11 protein-coding genes are annotated in these 15,727 nt (G+C 59.4%); 2 read left to right on the forward strand and 9 right to left on the reverse strand.

Features of this window, described 5'->3' with window-relative positions; genetic code table 11:
* Positions 1-364 precede the first annotated feature (364 nt).
* Both DevBK_RS06575 and DevBK_RS06580 read left to right on the forward strand, forming a co-directional pair.
* On the forward strand, positions 365-1,459 hold the full coding sequence (locus tag DevBK_RS06575; protein WP_317184860.1) for an NAD(P)-binding domain-containing protein: 1,095 nt from the start codon (positions 365-367) through the stop codon (positions 1,457-1,459).
* A 65-nt stretch (positions 1,460-1,524) separates the two neighbouring features.
* Entirely contained in the window at positions 1,525-2,367 is an 843-nt protein-coding gene (locus DevBK_RS06580) for an aldo/keto reductase (RefSeq protein WP_317184861.1), read from the forward strand.
* Between the two features lie 8 nt (positions 2,368-2,375).
* Here the strand turns inward: DevBK_RS06580 and DevBK_RS06585 are convergent, their stop codons facing one another.
* The 9 genes from DevBK_RS06585 to secE form a co-directional block, all read right to left on the reverse strand.
* Complete coding sequence (locus DevBK_RS06585; protein ID WP_317184862.1) at positions 2,376-3,182, reverse strand: GGDEF domain-containing protein; 807 nt, start codon at positions 3,180-3,182, stop codon at positions 2,376-2,378.
* 127 nt (positions 3,183-3,309) lie between these two features.
* Positions 3,310-7,494, reverse strand: a complete 4,185-nt coding sequence (rpoC, locus tag DevBK_RS06590) for a DNA-directed RNA polymerase subunit beta' (RefSeq protein ID WP_061906846.1) — start codon at positions 7,492-7,494, stop codon at positions 3,310-3,312.
* A gap of 79 nt (positions 7,495-7,573) precedes the next feature.
* On the reverse strand, positions 7,574-11,707 hold the full coding sequence (gene rpoB / locus DevBK_RS06595) for a DNA-directed RNA polymerase subunit beta (protein WP_317184863.1): 4,134 nt from the start codon (positions 11,705-11,707) through the stop codon (positions 7,574-7,576).
* A 455-nt stretch (positions 11,708-12,162) separates the two neighbouring features.
* Positions 12,163-12,537, reverse strand: a complete 375-nt coding sequence (gene rplL / locus DevBK_RS06600; protein WP_061906848.1) for a 50S ribosomal protein L7/L12 — start codon at positions 12,535-12,537, stop codon at positions 12,163-12,165.
* A 57-nt stretch (positions 12,538-12,594) separates the two neighbouring features.
* Positions 12,595-13,113, reverse strand: a complete 519-nt coding sequence (gene rplJ / locus DevBK_RS06605; protein ID WP_061906849.1) for a 50S ribosomal protein L10 — start codon at positions 13,111-13,113, stop codon at positions 12,595-12,597.
* Between the two features lie 308 nt (positions 13,114-13,421).
* Complete coding sequence (rplA, locus tag DevBK_RS06610; RefSeq protein WP_061906850.1) at positions 13,422-14,114, reverse strand: 50S ribosomal protein L1; 693 nt, start codon at positions 14,112-14,114, stop codon at positions 13,422-13,424.
* A 5-nt stretch (positions 14,115-14,119) separates the two neighbouring features.
* A complete protein-coding gene (rplK, locus tag DevBK_RS06615) occupies positions 14,120-14,548 on the reverse strand; it encodes a 50S ribosomal protein L11 (protein ID WP_061906851.1) in 429 nt (142 codons plus the stop codon).
* A gap of 236 nt (positions 14,549-14,784) precedes the next feature.
* The gene (nusG, locus tag DevBK_RS06620) at positions 14,785-15,315 is read right to left on the reverse strand and encodes a transcription termination/antitermination protein NusG (protein WP_035080778.1); all 531 of its coding nucleotides are present in this window, start codon (positions 15,313-15,315) and stop codon (positions 14,785-14,787) included.
* A 36-nt stretch (positions 15,316-15,351) separates the two neighbouring features.
* On the reverse strand, positions 15,352-15,546 hold the full coding sequence (secE, locus tag DevBK_RS06625; protein ID WP_061906852.1) for a preprotein translocase subunit SecE: 195 nt from the start codon (positions 15,544-15,546) through the stop codon (positions 15,352-15,354).
* Positions 15,547-15,727 lie beyond the last annotated feature (181 nt).

A 15,727-nucleotide genomic window follows, 5' to 3' on the forward strand; every position in this document is an offset into this window, starting at 1 on the left:
CACCCCACCAAAATGGGACAGTCATGCGCACAAGGATTTGCTTCGTCTAGTTACCCGACAGTGTGTTTGAGTGTCCTGGATTCCCGCGCTAGGTGGCAGGGACCCGGTGTGACATTCACGACCGACCGCTAAGGTAGGCGCTGTTTAGAACTGTTGACTCGCCCCGTCAAGGATTCTTTCGCGGAAAACTTCGCGCAAGAGCCATGCATTCCGGCCACTTCAGCCCATCGGACGGCTCATCGCGGGGTGGACGGATTGGCCAAACTCCGTTCGGCAATCGTTAACAGGGACTTATCACGAAAGCGGTCAACTTGCCGAGAGGATAGTGGGCACCTAGATGTGAGCGCGACCTCCGGAGCCCATCATGACCACCCCTGCCCTACGCGCTGCACTCAAGATGGATATCGTGGTGATCGGCGCGGGACAGGCCGGTTTGAGCGCGGCTTATCACCTCAAGGCACTCGGGTTAAATCCGGAAAAGGACTTTCTGGTTCTTGACCACGCGGCGCAAGCGGGCGGCGCCTGGCAGTATCGATGGCCCTCTCTGACCTTGAGCACGGTCAATCGTGTGCATGATCTGCCCGGGCTGGGTTTTGCCGAATTTGCCGGTGGCGACGAGAGTGTCAGGGCCTCCGTCGCCGTGCCGCACTACTTTGCGGCCTACGAGGAGCGGTACGACCTGCGAGTCGTGCGACCGGCTAATGTCACCGTGGTCTGCGACCGCGGCGACCGGCTGCGCGTCGAAAGCGATCGCGGACTGTTCTCGGCGCGGGGAATCATCAATGCCACGGGGACTTGGGAGAAACCCTATATTCCTGACTATCCGGGGGCGGCGCTCTTCAAGGGAGCGCAATTGCATACGCGCGACTACACGGTCGCTGAGGCTTTCAAAGGCAAGCACGTCCTGATTGTCGGTGGCGGTATTTCGGCAATCCAGTTGCTCGACGAGATATCCAAGGTGACGGAAACGACCTGGGTTACGCGGACGCCGCCGCGTTGGCGCGAGCGGCCGTTCGACGAGGAGGCTGGGCGTGCCGCGGTCGCCATGGTCGAGGAGCGGGTCCGAGCCGGCCTGCCGCCCAAAGCGGTTGTTTCGGTGACGGGGTTGCCGGTGACGCCGGCCATTACCAGCATGCGGGAGCGCGGCGCTCTCGAGCGTCGGCCGATGTTTTCCGAGATCACGTCGACGGGGGTGCGCTGGGAGGATGGCGCCACGCTCGATGTCGACGTCATCCTCTGGTGCACGGGCTTTCGGAGCGCGCTCGATCATCTGGCGCCGCTGCAATTGCGGGAAGAGAGCGGCGGGATAACCATGACCGGACGGTTGGCAACGCAGGTTGCGCGCGATCCGCGGGTGCATCTGGTCGGGTATGGTCCGTCGGCCTCGACGATCGGCGCAAATCGAGCGGGATCGGCGGCGGCGCGGGAGCTCACCACGTACCTTGGAATGGTGACTTAAACTGATCGAGGGAGCTTCGGCGCGCTTTGAACCGTTAGGCAAGCGTTTGCAAGGAGCTACTCAGAATGACAGACACCCCTGCCCTGCCACTCAATGATGGCAACAGCATTCCTCAACTTGGCTTCGGCGTTTGGCGCCTCGAGGAGGCCGATGCACCAAAGGTTGTCGGCGCCGCAATCGACGCGGGCTACCGGCATATCGACACTGCACAAGGCTATGACAATGAGGCTGGCGTGGGCGAAGCTATTGCCCAAGCCTCGGTGGCGCGCGACCAGCTTTTCGTAACCTCAAAGCTACGCAACGGCCATCAGGGTTATGACAGCGCGCTGCGCTCGCTCGACGAGTCACTCGGGCGGCTGAAGCTCGACTATCTCGACCTCTTCCTGATCCATTGGCCGGCGCCGGAGCATGATCGCTATGCCGACACCTGGCGGGCGCTCGTCGAGGCGCGGAAGCAGGGCAAGGTGCGTTCGATCGGCGTCTCCAACTTCCTGCCCGAGCACATCCAGCGCATCATCGATGAAACCGGCGTCGTGCCTGCGGTCAACCAGTTGGAACTGCATCCGGCCTATCAGCAGCGCGATATTCGCGAATGGCACCGCGATAAGGATATCCAGATCGAGTGCTATAGCCCGCTGGGCGGCCAGGAGAGCAAGCTGCTCGAAGACGAGACGATCAAGGGAATCGCCGATGCGCATGGGAAATCGACAGCGCAGGTGATCATCCGCTGGCATTTGCAGCAGAACCTCATCGTCCTGCCAAAGAGCAGCAAGCCGGAGCGGGCCAAGGACAATTTCGACGTTTGGGACTTCGTATTGTCCGGCGATGACATCGCCAAGATCGATGCGCTTGATCGGCCTGACGGGAAAACCCTGCCGCAGCCTGACGAGAACAACCAGCTATTCTAGGATTTACATCAAGACAGTTGGGAGGCCGCGAGGAGACGATTGCGGCCTTCTCTTTTGGCGCGATAAAGCGCGTGATCGGCATCGCGCAGCATCATTTCGGCGGTTCCCTGCGTCGGGAGCGCTGCAGCACCGCCACTGGCGGTGACGGAAAGCGTCTCGCCATCCGGTAACGACACGGGCGCCATCGCGATCTCCTCGATGAGGCGCATGCCAAGGGCGGCCGCTTCGGCCTCGGAGGAATTGGGGGCGATGATGACGAACTCCTCCCCCCCATACCGGATTACCGTATCGGAGAGGCGCGCCTTCTGGACCAGCAACGACGAGATGTGGCGCAGGACGAGATCGCCGATCGCGTGGCCATAGACGTCGTTGACGTGCTTGAAGTGATCGACGTCAAACATGAGCGTTGCGAGCGGATGACCCTCACGCCGAGCGCGGGACACTTCCTCGTCGAGCTTCATGGTGAGGTAGCGCCGATTGAAGACCCCGGTCAGAGGATCGACGAGGGCGTCCCGTTCGAGCGAGGCGATGCGGACGACATCGGTTGTGGTTGTCAGAGACAGCCGCGTGACGATGAAGACGAAGATGCTACCGCCGAAGAGAATGGTTTCAACGATCAGCGTGATGAGCGTCGGGCCGCCTGACGGCCGCACGGCGAGAAACGCGGCATAGCCGATGATGAAGCCGACGATCAGAACGCCGAGCGCAATCCATTGGCGGCGGAGCGAACCGCCGCGCACCAGTTGAATGATCCGCCTGATCGGCCACAACGAGAGGGCCAAAAAGACGATTCCGATAGCGACGAGAATCTCCATGGGCCGATCATCCCTGCCAAGCCTGAACAGAACCCTGACAGAATAGATAAACCTTTACGGATGTCCCTGTCATCCAACAAAAAAAGGGGCCCCGGAGGGCCCCTTACGTATTGGTCTTAGGCTTAGCTTATTCGGCGGCAGGCGCCGAGAGCTTGACGCTCTCTGCCTGACGGCGGCGTTCCTCGAGAATGAGGTCGTCGCGCTTGGCGGCGATAAGCTTGGCCTTGGTCTGGCCCGCGCCGGTACCGGCCGGGATGAGACGGCCGACGATGACGTTTTCCTTGAGGCCTTCGAGAAGGTCGGCCTTGCCGGAAACGGCAGCTTCGGTGAGGACGCGCGTGGTTTCCTGGAAGGAAGCCGCGGACACGAAGGAGCGAGTCTGCAGCGACGCCTTGGTGATGCCGAGCAGAACCGGATTAGCGGTTGCCGGCTTCTTGCCTTCGGCGATGAGCGCATCGTTGAGTTCGTCGAAGTCGAGCTTGTCGAGCTGCTCGTCCTTGAGCAGACCCGAGTCACCCGGCAATACGATCTCGACCTTCTGCAGCATCTGGCGAACGATCACCTCGATGTGCTTGTCGTTAATCAACACGCCCTGCAAACGATAGACTTCCTGAATCTCGTTGACGAGATAGCGTGCCAGTTCCTCGACGCCCTTGATGGCAAGGATGTCGTGCGGAGCGGGATTGCCGTCCAGGATGTATTCGCCCTTTTCGATGGTGTCGCCTTCCTGGAGGTGGAACGGCTTGCCCTTCGGGATCAGGTATTCAACCGGATCGCCACCGGCCTCGGTCGGCTCGATAATGACTCGACGCTTGTTCTTGTAGTCGCGGCCGAAGCGGATGGTACCATCGATCTCAGCGATGATGGCGTGATCCTTCGGACGACGCGCTTCGAAGAGTTCAGCAACGCGCGGCAGACCGCCGGTGATGTCCTTGGTCTTGGCCGATTCCAGAGGAATACGGGCTAGGACGTCACCCGGAGCGACCTTTTCACCCGGCTCGACGGCGATAACCGCGTCAACGGAGAGCAGGTAACGGGCGTCGCCACCACGGTCGACCTTGGCAACCGAACCGCCGCGGGCAATGGCGAGTGCGGGCTTGAGGCCCTCACCACGCTGGTTGCCGCGCCAGTCGATGACCACGCGCTTGGTGAAGCCGGTGGCTTCGTCGGTGTTTTCCGCAACGGAAGCACCGTCGACCAGATCCTCAAACAGGACCTCGCCTTCGACTTCGGCCAGGATCGGACGGGTGTACGGATCCCATTCAGCCAGACGCTGGCCACGGCGAACCGTGTCGCCTGCCTTGACGAGGAGCTTGGAGCCGTAGGTCACCTTGTGGGTCGCACGTTCCTTGCCTTCGCCATCGAGGATGGCGAGGGAGACGTTACGGGCCATGACGACCTGCTTGCCGCCTTCGACATTGGCGAGGTTCGGGTTGCGAACTTCGATCGTGCCTTCAGCGCCGGCTTCGAGGAACGAAGAGTCGACCACCTGAGCCGTACCACCGATGTGGAAGGTACGCATGGTAAGCTGGGTGCCGGGTTCACCGATGGACTGCGCGGCGATAACGCCGACAGCTTCACCGATATTGACCGGGGTACCGCGAGCAAGGTCACGACCATAGCACGCAGCGCAGCAGCCCTGGCGGAGATCGCAGGTCAGCGGCGAACGAATGCGGATCGACTGGATGCGAGCCTCTTCGATGACGTCGACATGCTTTTCTTCGAGCAGCGTGCCCTTCGGCGCGATCAGGTCACCCGTCAATGGGTGGAACACGTCGTCGGCCGTGGTGCGGCCAAGAACGCGCTGACCGAGCGAAGCCACGATCTGACCTGCGTCAACGATCGGCTCCATGGTGAGGCCGCGTTCGGTACCGCAATCCACCTCGATGATGATGGCATCCTGTGCCACGTCAACGAGACGACGGGTCAGGTAACCCGAGTTTGCGGTCTTCAGAGCGGTATCAGCCAGACCCTTACGGGCACCGTGGGTCGAGTTGAAGTACTCGAGAACGTTGAGGCCTTCCTTGAAGTTCGCGGTGATCGGCGTTTCGATGATGGAGCCGTCGGGCTTGGCCATAAGGCCGCGCATGCCGGCGAGCTGCTTCATCTGCGCCGGTGAACCACGAGCACCGGAGTGGCTCATCATGTAAACCGAGTTGATCGGCTTCTGACGACCCGTTTCCTTGTCGAACTGAACGGCAGCGATGCCCTTCATCATTTCTTCGGCGATCTTGTCACCGCACTTGGCCCAGGCGTCGACGACCTTATTGTACTTTTCGCCCTGAGTGATCAGGCCGTCATTGTACTGCTGTTCGAATTCCTCGACCAGCTTACGGGTCTCTTCGACGATGGTGTACTTGGACTGCGGGATGACCATGTCATCCTTGCCGAACGAGATGCCGGCGTCGCAAGCGTTCTTGAAGCCAAGCTGCATGACGCGGTCACAGAAAATGACCGTCTCCTTCTGACCGCAACCGCGATAGACGGTGTCGATCATCTTGGAGATCATCTTCTTGGTCATGAGCTGGTTTGCCGTGGCAAACGGCACAGCCGGGTGCTTTGGCAGGATCTGACCGATGAGCATGCGGCCCGGGGTCGTTTCCACGATCTCGGTGATCTGGTTGCCATTCTCATCCCAAGAGGGCACGCGGGCCTTAATCTTGGTGTGGAGCGTGACGACCTTGTTGTCGAGCGCGTGTTCGAGTTCGGCATAGGAGCCGAACGCCATGCCTTCGCCCGGCTCACCATCTGCAATGATCGACAGATAGTAGAGACCGAGAACAATGTCCTGGCTCGGCACGATGATCGGCTGACCATTCGCGGGATGCAGGATGTTGTTGGTCGACATCATGAGAACGCGCGCTTCGAGCTGGGCTTCCAGCGAAAGCGGAACGTGCACAGCCATCTGGTCGCCGTCGAAGTCTGCGTTGAAAGCCGAGCAGACGAGCGGGTGCAGACGGATAGCCTTGCCTTCGATCAGGATCGGTTCGAAGGCCTGGATGCCAAGACGGTGGAGCGTCGGCGCACGGTTCAGGAGAACCGGGTGCTCGCGGATGACCTCGTCGAGGATATCCCAGACTTCGGGCTTTTCCTTCTCAACCAGCTTCTTGGCTTGCTTGACGGTCGAGGACAGACCCTTGGCTTCAAGACGCGAGTAGATGAACGGCTTGAAGAGCTCGAGCGCCATCTTCTTGGGAAGACCGCACTGGTGGAGCTTCAGGTATGGACCAACGGTGATGACCGAACGGCCGGAATAGTCGACGCGCTTGCCGAGAAGGTTCTGGCGGAAGCGGCCCTGCTTGCCCTTGAGCATATCGGACAGCGACTTGAGCGGACGCTTGTTCGCACCGGTGATGGTGCGGCCACGGCGGCCGTTGTCGAACAGCGCGTCCACAGCCTCCTGCAGCATGCGCTTTTCGTTGCGGATGATGATGTCCGGGGCACGGAGCTCGATCAGTCGCTTCAGGCGGTTGTTGCGGTTGATCACACGACGATAGAGGTCGTTGAGATCGGACGTGGCGAAGCGGCCGCCGTCCAGCGGGACGAGCGGGCGGAGTTCGGGCGGAATGACCGGAACGATGGTCATGATCATCCACTCGGGCTTGTTGCCCGAAACGATGAACTGCTCGACGATCTTGAGGCGCTTGGCCAGCTTCTTTGGCTTCAGCTCGGTGGTCGATTCAGCGATTTCGACGCGCAGATCAGCCGCGATCTTTTCGAGATCGAGGTTGAGGAGGATATCGCGGATCGCTTCGGCGCCGATCTTGGCGGTGAAGCTGTCGGCACCATACTCGTCCTGCGCATCCAGATACTGTTCTTCGGTCAGAAGTTCGTTCTGGGTGAACGGGGTGAGGCCGGCATCGAGAACGACATAGTTCTCGAAGTAAAGGATGCGTTCGATATCCTTGAGCGTCATGTCGAGCAGCAGTGCGATGCGGCTCGGCAGGGACTTCAGGAACCAGATGTGGGCAACAGGAGCGGCCAGTTCGATATGGCCCATGCGCTCGCGACGGACGCGGCTCAGGGTGACTTCAACACCGCACTTTTCGCAGATGACGCCCTTGAACTTCATACGCTTGTACTTGCCGCAAAGACATTCGTAGTCCTTCACGGGGCCAAAGATACGCGCGCAGAATAGACCGTCACGCTCAGGCTTGAACGTACGGTAGTTGATGGTCTCGGGCTTCTTGATCTCGCCATAGGACCAGGAAAGGATCTTTTCCGGGGAGGCGATGGAGATCTTCATCTGATCGAAGGTCTGCACCGGGACGGCCGGGTTGAACGGGTCCATGACGTGGGAATGATGGTTCATCAATTCTCTCCTCTATCCGCCCCGACCGCAGCCAGGCTGACGGTCGGGTTGGAAGGTGAATGGGGGTGGAAGTGCCGGATTATTCCGCCGCTTCCTGAGGAGGTGCGAGCTCCGGCTGGTTCGGATCGATCACTTCGCGCATGTCGAGTTCGACATTGAGACCGAGTGACCGGATTTCCTTGACCAGCACGTTGAAGCTCTCGGGGATGCCCGCCTCGAAGGTGTCGTCGCCACGGACGATCGCTTCGTAGACCTTGGTACGACCAGCAACGTCGTCCGACTTGATGGTGAGCATTTCCTGCAGCGTATAAGCAGCGCCATACGCTTCGAGGGCCCACACTTCCATCTCGCCGAAACGCTGACCGCCGAACTGCGCCTTACCACCAAGCGGCTGCTGGGTGACGAGCGAGTAAGGACCAATCGAACGCGCGTGGATCTTGTTGTCCACGAGGTGGTCGAGCTTGAGCATGTAGATGTAGCCAACCGTCACCTGACGATCGAACTGTTCACCCGAACGGCCGTCATAGACGGTCGACTGACCCGAAGCCTTGAGGCCTGCCTTTTCGAGCAGAACCACGATGTCGGCTTCCTTGGCACCGTCGAAAACCGGCGTCGCGATCGGAACACCCTTGGAGAGGTGCTCGCCGAGACGGACCATGCCATCATCATCGAGATCGGTGATGGCGGTATCGCCAGCAAAGAGCTCCTGAACTTCAGTACGCAGCGGCTTCAAGTCGCCATTGCGCTGATAGGCGCGGACCATCTGGTCGATCTTCTTGCCCATGCCGGCGCAGGCCCAACCCAAGTGGGTTTCAAGGATCTGGCCGACGTTCATGCGCGAAGGCACGCCGAGCGGGTTCAGCACGATATCAACCGAGGTACCGTCTTCGAGGTACGGCATGTCTTCGACAGGAACGATGCGGGAAACCACACCCTTATTGCCGTGACGGCCGGCCATCTTGTCGCCTGGCTGGATCTTGCGCTTGGTCGCGATGAAGACTTTCACCATCTTCATGACGCCCGGCGGAAGTTCATCACCACGCTGGAGCTTGTCGACCTTGTCGATGAAGCGCTGCTCGAGAAGACGACGGCTTTCCTCATACTGAGCATGGAGAGCTTCCATTTCAGTCATGACCTTGTCGTCTTCGATGGCGAACTGCCACCACTTCGAACGCGGCTGCGCTTCAAAGATCGAGTCATTGAGCTTGGTGCCGACGACATAACCCTTCGGACCTGCAGTTGCGGCCTTGCCGAACAGCATTTCCTTGAGACGTGCATAGACGTTACGGTCGAGGATCGACTGTTCGTCGTCACGGTCCTTGGCGAGACGCTCGATTTCTTCGCGCTCGATAGCCATGGCGCGCTCGTCCTTGTCGATGCCGTGGCGATTGAACACGCGCACTTCAACGACAGTACCAGCATCGCCCGGCGGAACGCGGAGCGAGGTATCGCGAACGTCCGAGGCCTTTTCACCGAAGATGGCGCGGAGGAGCTTTTCTTCCGGCGTCATCGGGCTTTCGCCCTTGGGGGTGATCTTGCCGACGAGGATGTCGCCCGGCTGAACTTCAGCACCGATGTGAACGATACCGGCTTCGTCGAGGTTCTTCAGCGCTTCTTCCGACACGTTCGGAATGTCGCGCGTGATTTCTTCAGGACCAAGCTTGGTGTCGCGGGCCATGACTTCATATTCCTCGATGTGGATCGAGGTGAAGACGTCCTGCATCGCGATCTTTTCGCTCAGCAGAATGGAGTCTTCGAAGTTGTAGCCATTCCAGGGCATGAAGGCGACGAGCACGTTGCGGCCGAGAGCGAGATCGCCCAGTTCGGTCGATGGACCATCGGCGATGATGTCGCCCTGGTTGACGTGATCGCCGACGACGACCAGCGGACGCTGATTGATACAGGTCGACTGGTTCGAACGCTGGAACTTCATCAGGTTGTAGATGTCGACGCCCGACTTCGACGCATCGGTTTCTTCCGTTGCGCGAATAACGATACGGGTTGCGTCCACCTGATCGACGACACCCTTGCGCTTGGCAACGATGGCGGCGCCGGAGTCACGGGCAACCACTGGCTCCATGCCGGTGCCCACGAATGGGGCTTCGGCGCGCAGCAGCGGCACAGCCTGACGCTGCATGTTCGAGCCCATGAGAGCCCGGTTAGCGTCGTCGTTCTCAAGGAACGGGATCAGCGAGGCAGCAACCGACACCATCTGCTTGGGGGAAACGTCCATAAGGTCGACGTTTTCCTTGGGCGTCAGGCCGTTGTCACCGGCGTGGCGAGCCACGACCAGGTCATCGGACAGCGTGCCATCGGCATTCACCTTGACGTTGGCCTGAGCGACGTAGTGCTTGGCCTCTTCCATGGCGGAGAGGTAGACGACGTCGTCGGTGACCTTGCCATCGACGATCTTGCGGTACGGGGTTTCGATGAAACCGTACTTGTTGACGCGCGCAAAGGTCGAGAGCGAGTTGATCAGACCGATATTCGGGCCTTCCGGCGTTTCGATCGGGCAGATACGGCCATAGTGCGTCGGGTGCACGTCGCGGACTTCGAAGCCAGCGCGCTCACGGGTAAGACCACCAGGTCCAAGAGCCGAAAGACGGCGCTTGTGGGTGATTTCGGAGAGCGGATTGGTCTGGTCCATGAACTGAGACAGCTGGGACGAGCCGAAGAACTCGCGCACAGCGGCGGCAGCCGGCTTGGCGTTGATCAGGTCCTGGGGCATGACCGTGTCGATTTCGACTGAGCTCATGCGCTCCTTGATGGCACGTTCCATGCGGAGCAGGCCAAGACGATAGGAGTTTTCCATGAGTTCGCCGACGGAGCGAACGCGGCGGTTGCCGAGGTTGTCGATGTCATCGATTTCGCCACGGCCATCGCGCAGATTGACGAGGGTGCGAACGACTTCGACGATGTCTTCCTTGCGCAGAATGCGCATGGTGTCCGGAGCATCGAGCTCGAGACGCATGTTCATCTTGACGCGACCAACGGCCGAAAGGTCGTAGCGTTCGGCATCAAAGAACAGCGACTGGAACATCGCTTCGGCGGTGTCGACGGTCGGCGGTTCACCCGGACGCATGACGCGATAGATATCGAAGAGCGCGTCTTCACGGCTCTCGTTCTTGTCCACGGCCAGCGTGTTGCGCAGGTATGGCCCAATGGTGATGTGGTCGATGTCGAGGATCGGAAGCTCGTCAAAGCCGAGGTCGACAAGCTTGGTCAGCAGCTTTTCGTCGAGCTCGTCGCCGGCTTCAGCGTAGATTTCACCGGTCTTGAGGTTGACGATGTCCTGGGCAATGTAGGCGCCAAAAAGATCGGCATCGGTCGCGAGGAGGTGGGTCAGGCCGTTTTCAGCCAGCTTCTTGGCCTGACGGGCCGAAAGCTTCTTGCCGCCTTCATGCACGACGTCGCCAGTCTTGGCGTCGATGAGATCGTGGCTTGGCTTCGCGCCCTTCCACTTCTCGGCGTCGTAAGGCACGCGCCAGCCATTGTCGGTCTTTTCGTAGTTCAGAGTGGTGTAATAGGTGTCGAGGATTTCCTCGGCATCCATGCCCAACGCCTTGAGCAGCGAGGTGACCGGGATCTTGCGGCGACGATCGATACGCGCATAAACGATATCCTTGGCGTCGTATTCGATATCGAGCCAGGAACCGCGGTACGGGATGATGCGGCCAGCGAAAAGCAGCTTGCCCGAGGAGTGGGTCTTGCCCTTGTCGTGATCGAAGAACACGCCAGGCGAACGGTGCATCTGCGAAACGATGACGCGCTCGGTGCCGTTGACGATAAAGGTGCCGTTCGACGTCATGAAGGGCATGTCGCCCATATAGACGTCCTGCTCCTTGATGTCCTTGACCGAGCGCGCGCCGGTTTCTTCGTCCACTTCGAACACGATCAGGCGCAGCGTGACCTTGAGCGGGGCAGCGAAGGTGATATCGCGCGCACGGCACTCGTCGATGTCATACTTGGGCTGTTCGAATTCGTAGCGCACGAATTCGAGCGATGCGGTGTTCGAAAAGTCGGTGATCGGAAAGACCGAACGGAAGACGGACTGAAGCCCTTCATCACCGCGACCGCCCTTGGGCTCGTCGACCATGAGGAACTGATCATACGAAGCCTTTTGGACTTCGATCAGGTTGGGCATCTCCGTGACTTCGTGGATGGAACCGAAGGACTTGCGTACCTTGCGGCGGCCGTTGAACGTGGTAGCCATGAAAGCTCCTGTTTCTGGTTTCGCGCCCTGCCCTTTCAGGCTCAGCGCTCCACTTTTTTGCTTTGTCTCGGAGGCAGATATCCAAAGACCCGACTATCAGCCGTCGGCGCTCGGGATATATGCCTGGTAGTCATTTTGCAGCGACGTCATTGCGGGAACCAGTTTCCCACCAAGACGGTTTAGTCAGGCCCGGTCGATATCGCATTCAAGCGACCCGGCAGACCCAGCCAGATCGATCACAGCTTCGTGAGAAACAGCTATAGACCCGATTTGGGAACGGCCCAAAGCGAGGTCAACAGAGGCTCCACGAGGCCCGCGACATCAAAAATCGTCATATATTTCCGCAAATTGGCGCCAGACCCATCCAATCGGCCCGGCGAATCGCCCCGTAGAAAACGGGAAAGCGAGATGGCACATATAGCGCCACCTCGCTCAAATCAAGTGCTAAAGCGAACTTACTTGAGTTCGACCTTGGCGCCAGCGTCTTCCAGCTTCTTCTTGATGTCTTCGGCTTCGGCCTTGGTGGCGCCTTCCTTGACAGCCTTCGGAGCGCCTTCAACCAGAGCCTTGGCTTCGCCGAGACCCAGGCCGGTGATGGCACGGACTTCCTTGATGACGTTGATCTTGTTGTCGCCGAACGAGGCGAGGATCACGTCGAATTCAGTCTTTTCTTCAGCGGCCGGAGCAGCAGCGCCACCGCCAGCAGCGGCAACAGCAACTGGAGCGGCGGCGGAAACGCCCCACTTTTCTTCCAGCATCTTGGACAGTTCGGAAGCTTCCAGAACGGTCAGGGCAGAGAGATCATCAACGAGCTTGGCGAGATCGGCCATTTTTTACTCTTTCCAGAATGTGTTTCAGTTCGAACAGATAGTGTTTGTCGGAACGGCTTATGCCGCTTCGCTCTTTTCGGCGTGAGCCTTGAGCACACGGGCGATGCCGGCACCTGGCTGCACGAGAATGGAAGCAATGTTGGTCGCCGGCTGCTTGACGAGACCTGCGAGCTTGGCGCGCAGTTCGTCGAGAGACGGAAGAGTTGCCAGAGTCTTGACGCCATCGACATCAAGAGCGGTCGCACCCATTGCACCACCGAGAATGACGAACTTTTGGTTCTTCTCGGCGAAAGCTGCTGCGATTTTCGGCGCAACGATGGGATCTTCCGCATAGGCAATCACGGTCGGGCCTGTGAACAGACCCGAGATGTCCGCGACATCGACTTCCTTAAGAGCGAGCTTGGCAAGGCGGTTCTTGGCGACCTTGACCTTGCCGCCTGCCTTCTTGACCTGCACGCGCAGATCAGTGAACGCAGCAACGGAAAGACCAACGTTCTGCGCGACGACGATCGATCCAGCGCCCGCGAGGGCTTCCTGGAGCGAAGAGACGACTTCGCGCTTTTCCGCTTTTTCCATGCTAGTCTCCACTAGACTAGGCCCAGTATGCCCGAGGGCATGCAGGGACCATTGCCAATTGCTGCCCCCTCCCCTTTTCAGGTTCGAAGAGCAACGGTTAGTGCCTGCCAACCAGGAGTCACGGTGGACTATGGTCTAGGTTCGAACCGAAACCGAAATTTCGGTGTCTCACCCCGTCTATTGCTGGCTCCAGATGGAATTATCGACCCGAGGGGCGACCGGCAGTCTCGGACAGGACTTCTGCCACTCTATTCGAGAGGCGACACCGGGCGGCCTAAACCGCCCGGAATTCTTGAATGCTCTAAAACTTAGAGCGCGGTACCGGGCTCGACATGGACGCCAGCGCCCATGGTCGAAGAGACGGCGACCTTCTTGACGTAGGTGCCCTTGGCGCCAGCAGGCTTGGACTTCACGACAGCGTCGGTGAAAGCCTTGATGTTCTGGAGAAGTGCTTCTTCCGAGAACGAAACCTTACCGATACCAGCGTGGATGATGCCGGCCTTTTCGACGCGGTATTCAACAGCGCCGCCCTTGGCTGCACCGATCGCACCCTTGACGTCCATAGTCACGGTGCCGACCTTGGGGTTCGGCATCAGGTTGCGTGGCCCGAGGATCTTACCGAGACGGCCGACGAGCGGCATCATGTCCGGGGTGGCAATGCAGCGATCGAAATCGAGCTTGCCGGACTGGATGGTCTCGAGCAGGTCTTCTGCACCAACGATGTCGGCGCCAGCGGCCTTGGCTTCGTCAGCCTTGGCGCCACGGGCGAACACGGCGACGCGAACGGTCTTGCCGGTGCCGTTTGGCAGGGAAACAACGCCACGAACCATCTGATCGGCGTGACGCGGGTCGACGCCCAGGTTCATCGCGATTTCGACGGTTTCGTCGAACTTGGCCGAAGCCTTCGACTTGACGAACTTTACCGCTTCTTCGAGCGAGTAGAGCTTGGTGCGGTCCAGGCCTTCACGACCAGCGGCGACCTTCTTTGCGATCTTTGCCATAACTATCAGCCCTCGACCTGGATGCCCATGGAACGGGCGGAGCCGGCGATCATCGAGATTGCGGCCTCGACGTTGTCGGCGTTGAGATCAACCATCTTCTTCTCGGCGATTTCACGCAGCTGAGCCGTCGTGATCGTGCCAGCAGAATCCTTGCCCGGAAGCTTGGAGCCGGACTTGAGGTTTACGGCCTTCTTGATGAAGTAGGTTACCGGCGGCTGCTTCATCACGAAGGTGAAGCTCTTGTCGGCATAAGCGGTGATCACGACCGGAATCGGAGCACCCTTTTCGATCTCCTGCGTGGCCGCATTGAAGGCCTTGCAGAATTCCATGATGTTCAGGCCGCGCTGACCGAGCGCAGGGCCGATCGGCGGAGATGGGGTTGCCGAACCAGCGGCAACCTGCAGCTTTACGTAGCCAACGACTTTCTTTGCCATTTTCTATCCTCTTAATGCCGAAACCGGCAGTTGAGCCGTGGTGCGGTTTCCTGACGCCGGCAAAGCGCCATCCCCTTCCACGGGTTTCAGCACTCAGCTTGCGCTGAACACTGGTGCGATTTCGGCTTGAGCCGAAACGCTGACGCGATTTTTGGCTGACGCCAAAAACGCTGGTGCCATTTTGGCTCACGCCAAAAGGCTGGGGCGACTTTTGGCTGACGCCAAAAACGCTGAGATCAGACCTTTTCGACCTGACCGTATTCGAGCTCCACCGGAGTGGGGCGCCCGAAAATCGAAACTTCCACCTTGAGGCGGGAGCGCTCTTCGTCGACTTCTTCCACGATGCCATTGAAGCTGGCAAAGGGACCATCGGATACGCGAACGCTTTCGCCAACCTCGAAGCTGACGGAAGGCTTTGGATGCTCGACGCCTTCCTGCACCTGCTGCAGGATCGACATGGCTTCCTTTTCGGAGATCGGCATGGGCTTGTTATCAGCGCCAAGGAAGCCGGTCACCTTTGGAGTATTCTTGATCAGATGGAAGGTCTGATCGGTCAGGTCCATCTTCACCAGCACATAGCCGGGGAAGAACTTGCGCTCCGTATCGACCTTACGGCCGCGACGGATCTCAACGACCTTTTCGGTCGGCACGATGACGTCGTCGAACAGATGCTCGAGCTTGGTCTGGGCGACCTTTTCCTTGATCGCGTCCGCAACCTTGCGCTCGAAGTTCGAGTACGCCTGAACAATGTACCAGCGCTTGGCCATACCGCCTCGCCGCTCCTCGTTAGTCGCCTGATCCGCTTAGCGGATCGAAAGCATCAAAGACACCAGCCACGAAATGATCTGATCGGCGGCCAGGAAGAAGAGGCTCGCGAAGATCACCAGTACCAGGACCATGATGGTCGAGATGACAACCTCGTTGCGGCTCGGCCAAGTGACCTTCGATACTTCCGTGCGAACCTGCTGGAAGAAGGTGATCGGATTGGTGCGGGCCATAGGCAGTCGATTCCGGTTGTCTTGGTGCAAAACCAAAGGCCGCGCAGGACTCCCGCACGGCCGGATCGGGGCTATCTAGTCAATCTTGGCGGCAAATGCAACCGTCATTAACGGAGCTTCCACCTTTGCCGGACCCAGCCGGCTCATCAATTGTGTAAAGCATATCAGCAGAAAACTGTGG

It is taken from the genome of Devosia sp. BK (assembly GCF_032907385.1).
Lineage (GTDB): Bacteria > Pseudomonadota > Alphaproteobacteria > Rhizobiales > Devosiaceae > Devosia.

Coding starts and splice junctions, on each gene's coding strand:
- rpoC (WP_061906846.1), bottom strand. CDS start 7,494: ATGAACCATCATTCCCACGTCATGGACCCGTTCAACCCGGCCGTCCCG.
- DevBK_RS06575 (WP_317184860.1), top strand. CDS start 365: ATGACCACCCCTGCCCTACGCGCTGCACTCAAGATGGATATCGTGGTG.
- rplJ (WP_061906849.1), bottom strand. CDS start 13,113: ATGGAAAAAGCGGAAAAGCGCGAAGTCGTCTCTTCGCTCCAGGAAGCC.
- secE (WP_061906852.1), bottom strand. CDS start 15,546: ATGGCCCGCACCAATCCGATCACCTTCTTCCAGCAGGTTCGCACGGAA.
- DevBK_RS06585 (WP_317184862.1), bottom strand. CDS start 3,182: ATGGAGATTCTCGTCGCTATCGGAATCGTCTTTTTGGCCCTCTCGTTG.
- nusG (WP_035080778.1), bottom strand. CDS start 15,315: ATGGCCAAGCGCTGGTACATTGTTCAGGCGTACTCGAACTTCGAGCGC.
- rplA (WP_061906850.1), bottom strand. CDS start 14,114: ATGGCAAAGATCGCAAAGAAGGTCGCCGCTGGTCGTGAAGGCCTGGAC.
- rplL (WP_061906848.1), bottom strand. CDS start 12,537: ATGGCCGATCTCGCCAAGCTCGTTGATGATCTCTCTGCCCTGACCGTT.
- DevBK_RS06580 (WP_317184861.1), top strand. CDS start 1,525: ATGACAGACACCCCTGCCCTGCCACTCAATGATGGCAACAGCATTCCT.
- rpoB (WP_317184863.1), bottom strand. CDS start 11,707: ATGGCTACCACGTTCAACGGCCGCCGCAAGGTACGCAAGTCCTTCGGT.
- rplK (WP_061906851.1), bottom strand. CDS start 14,548: ATGGCAAAGAAAGTCGTTGGCTACGTAAAGCTGCAGGTTGCCGCTGGT.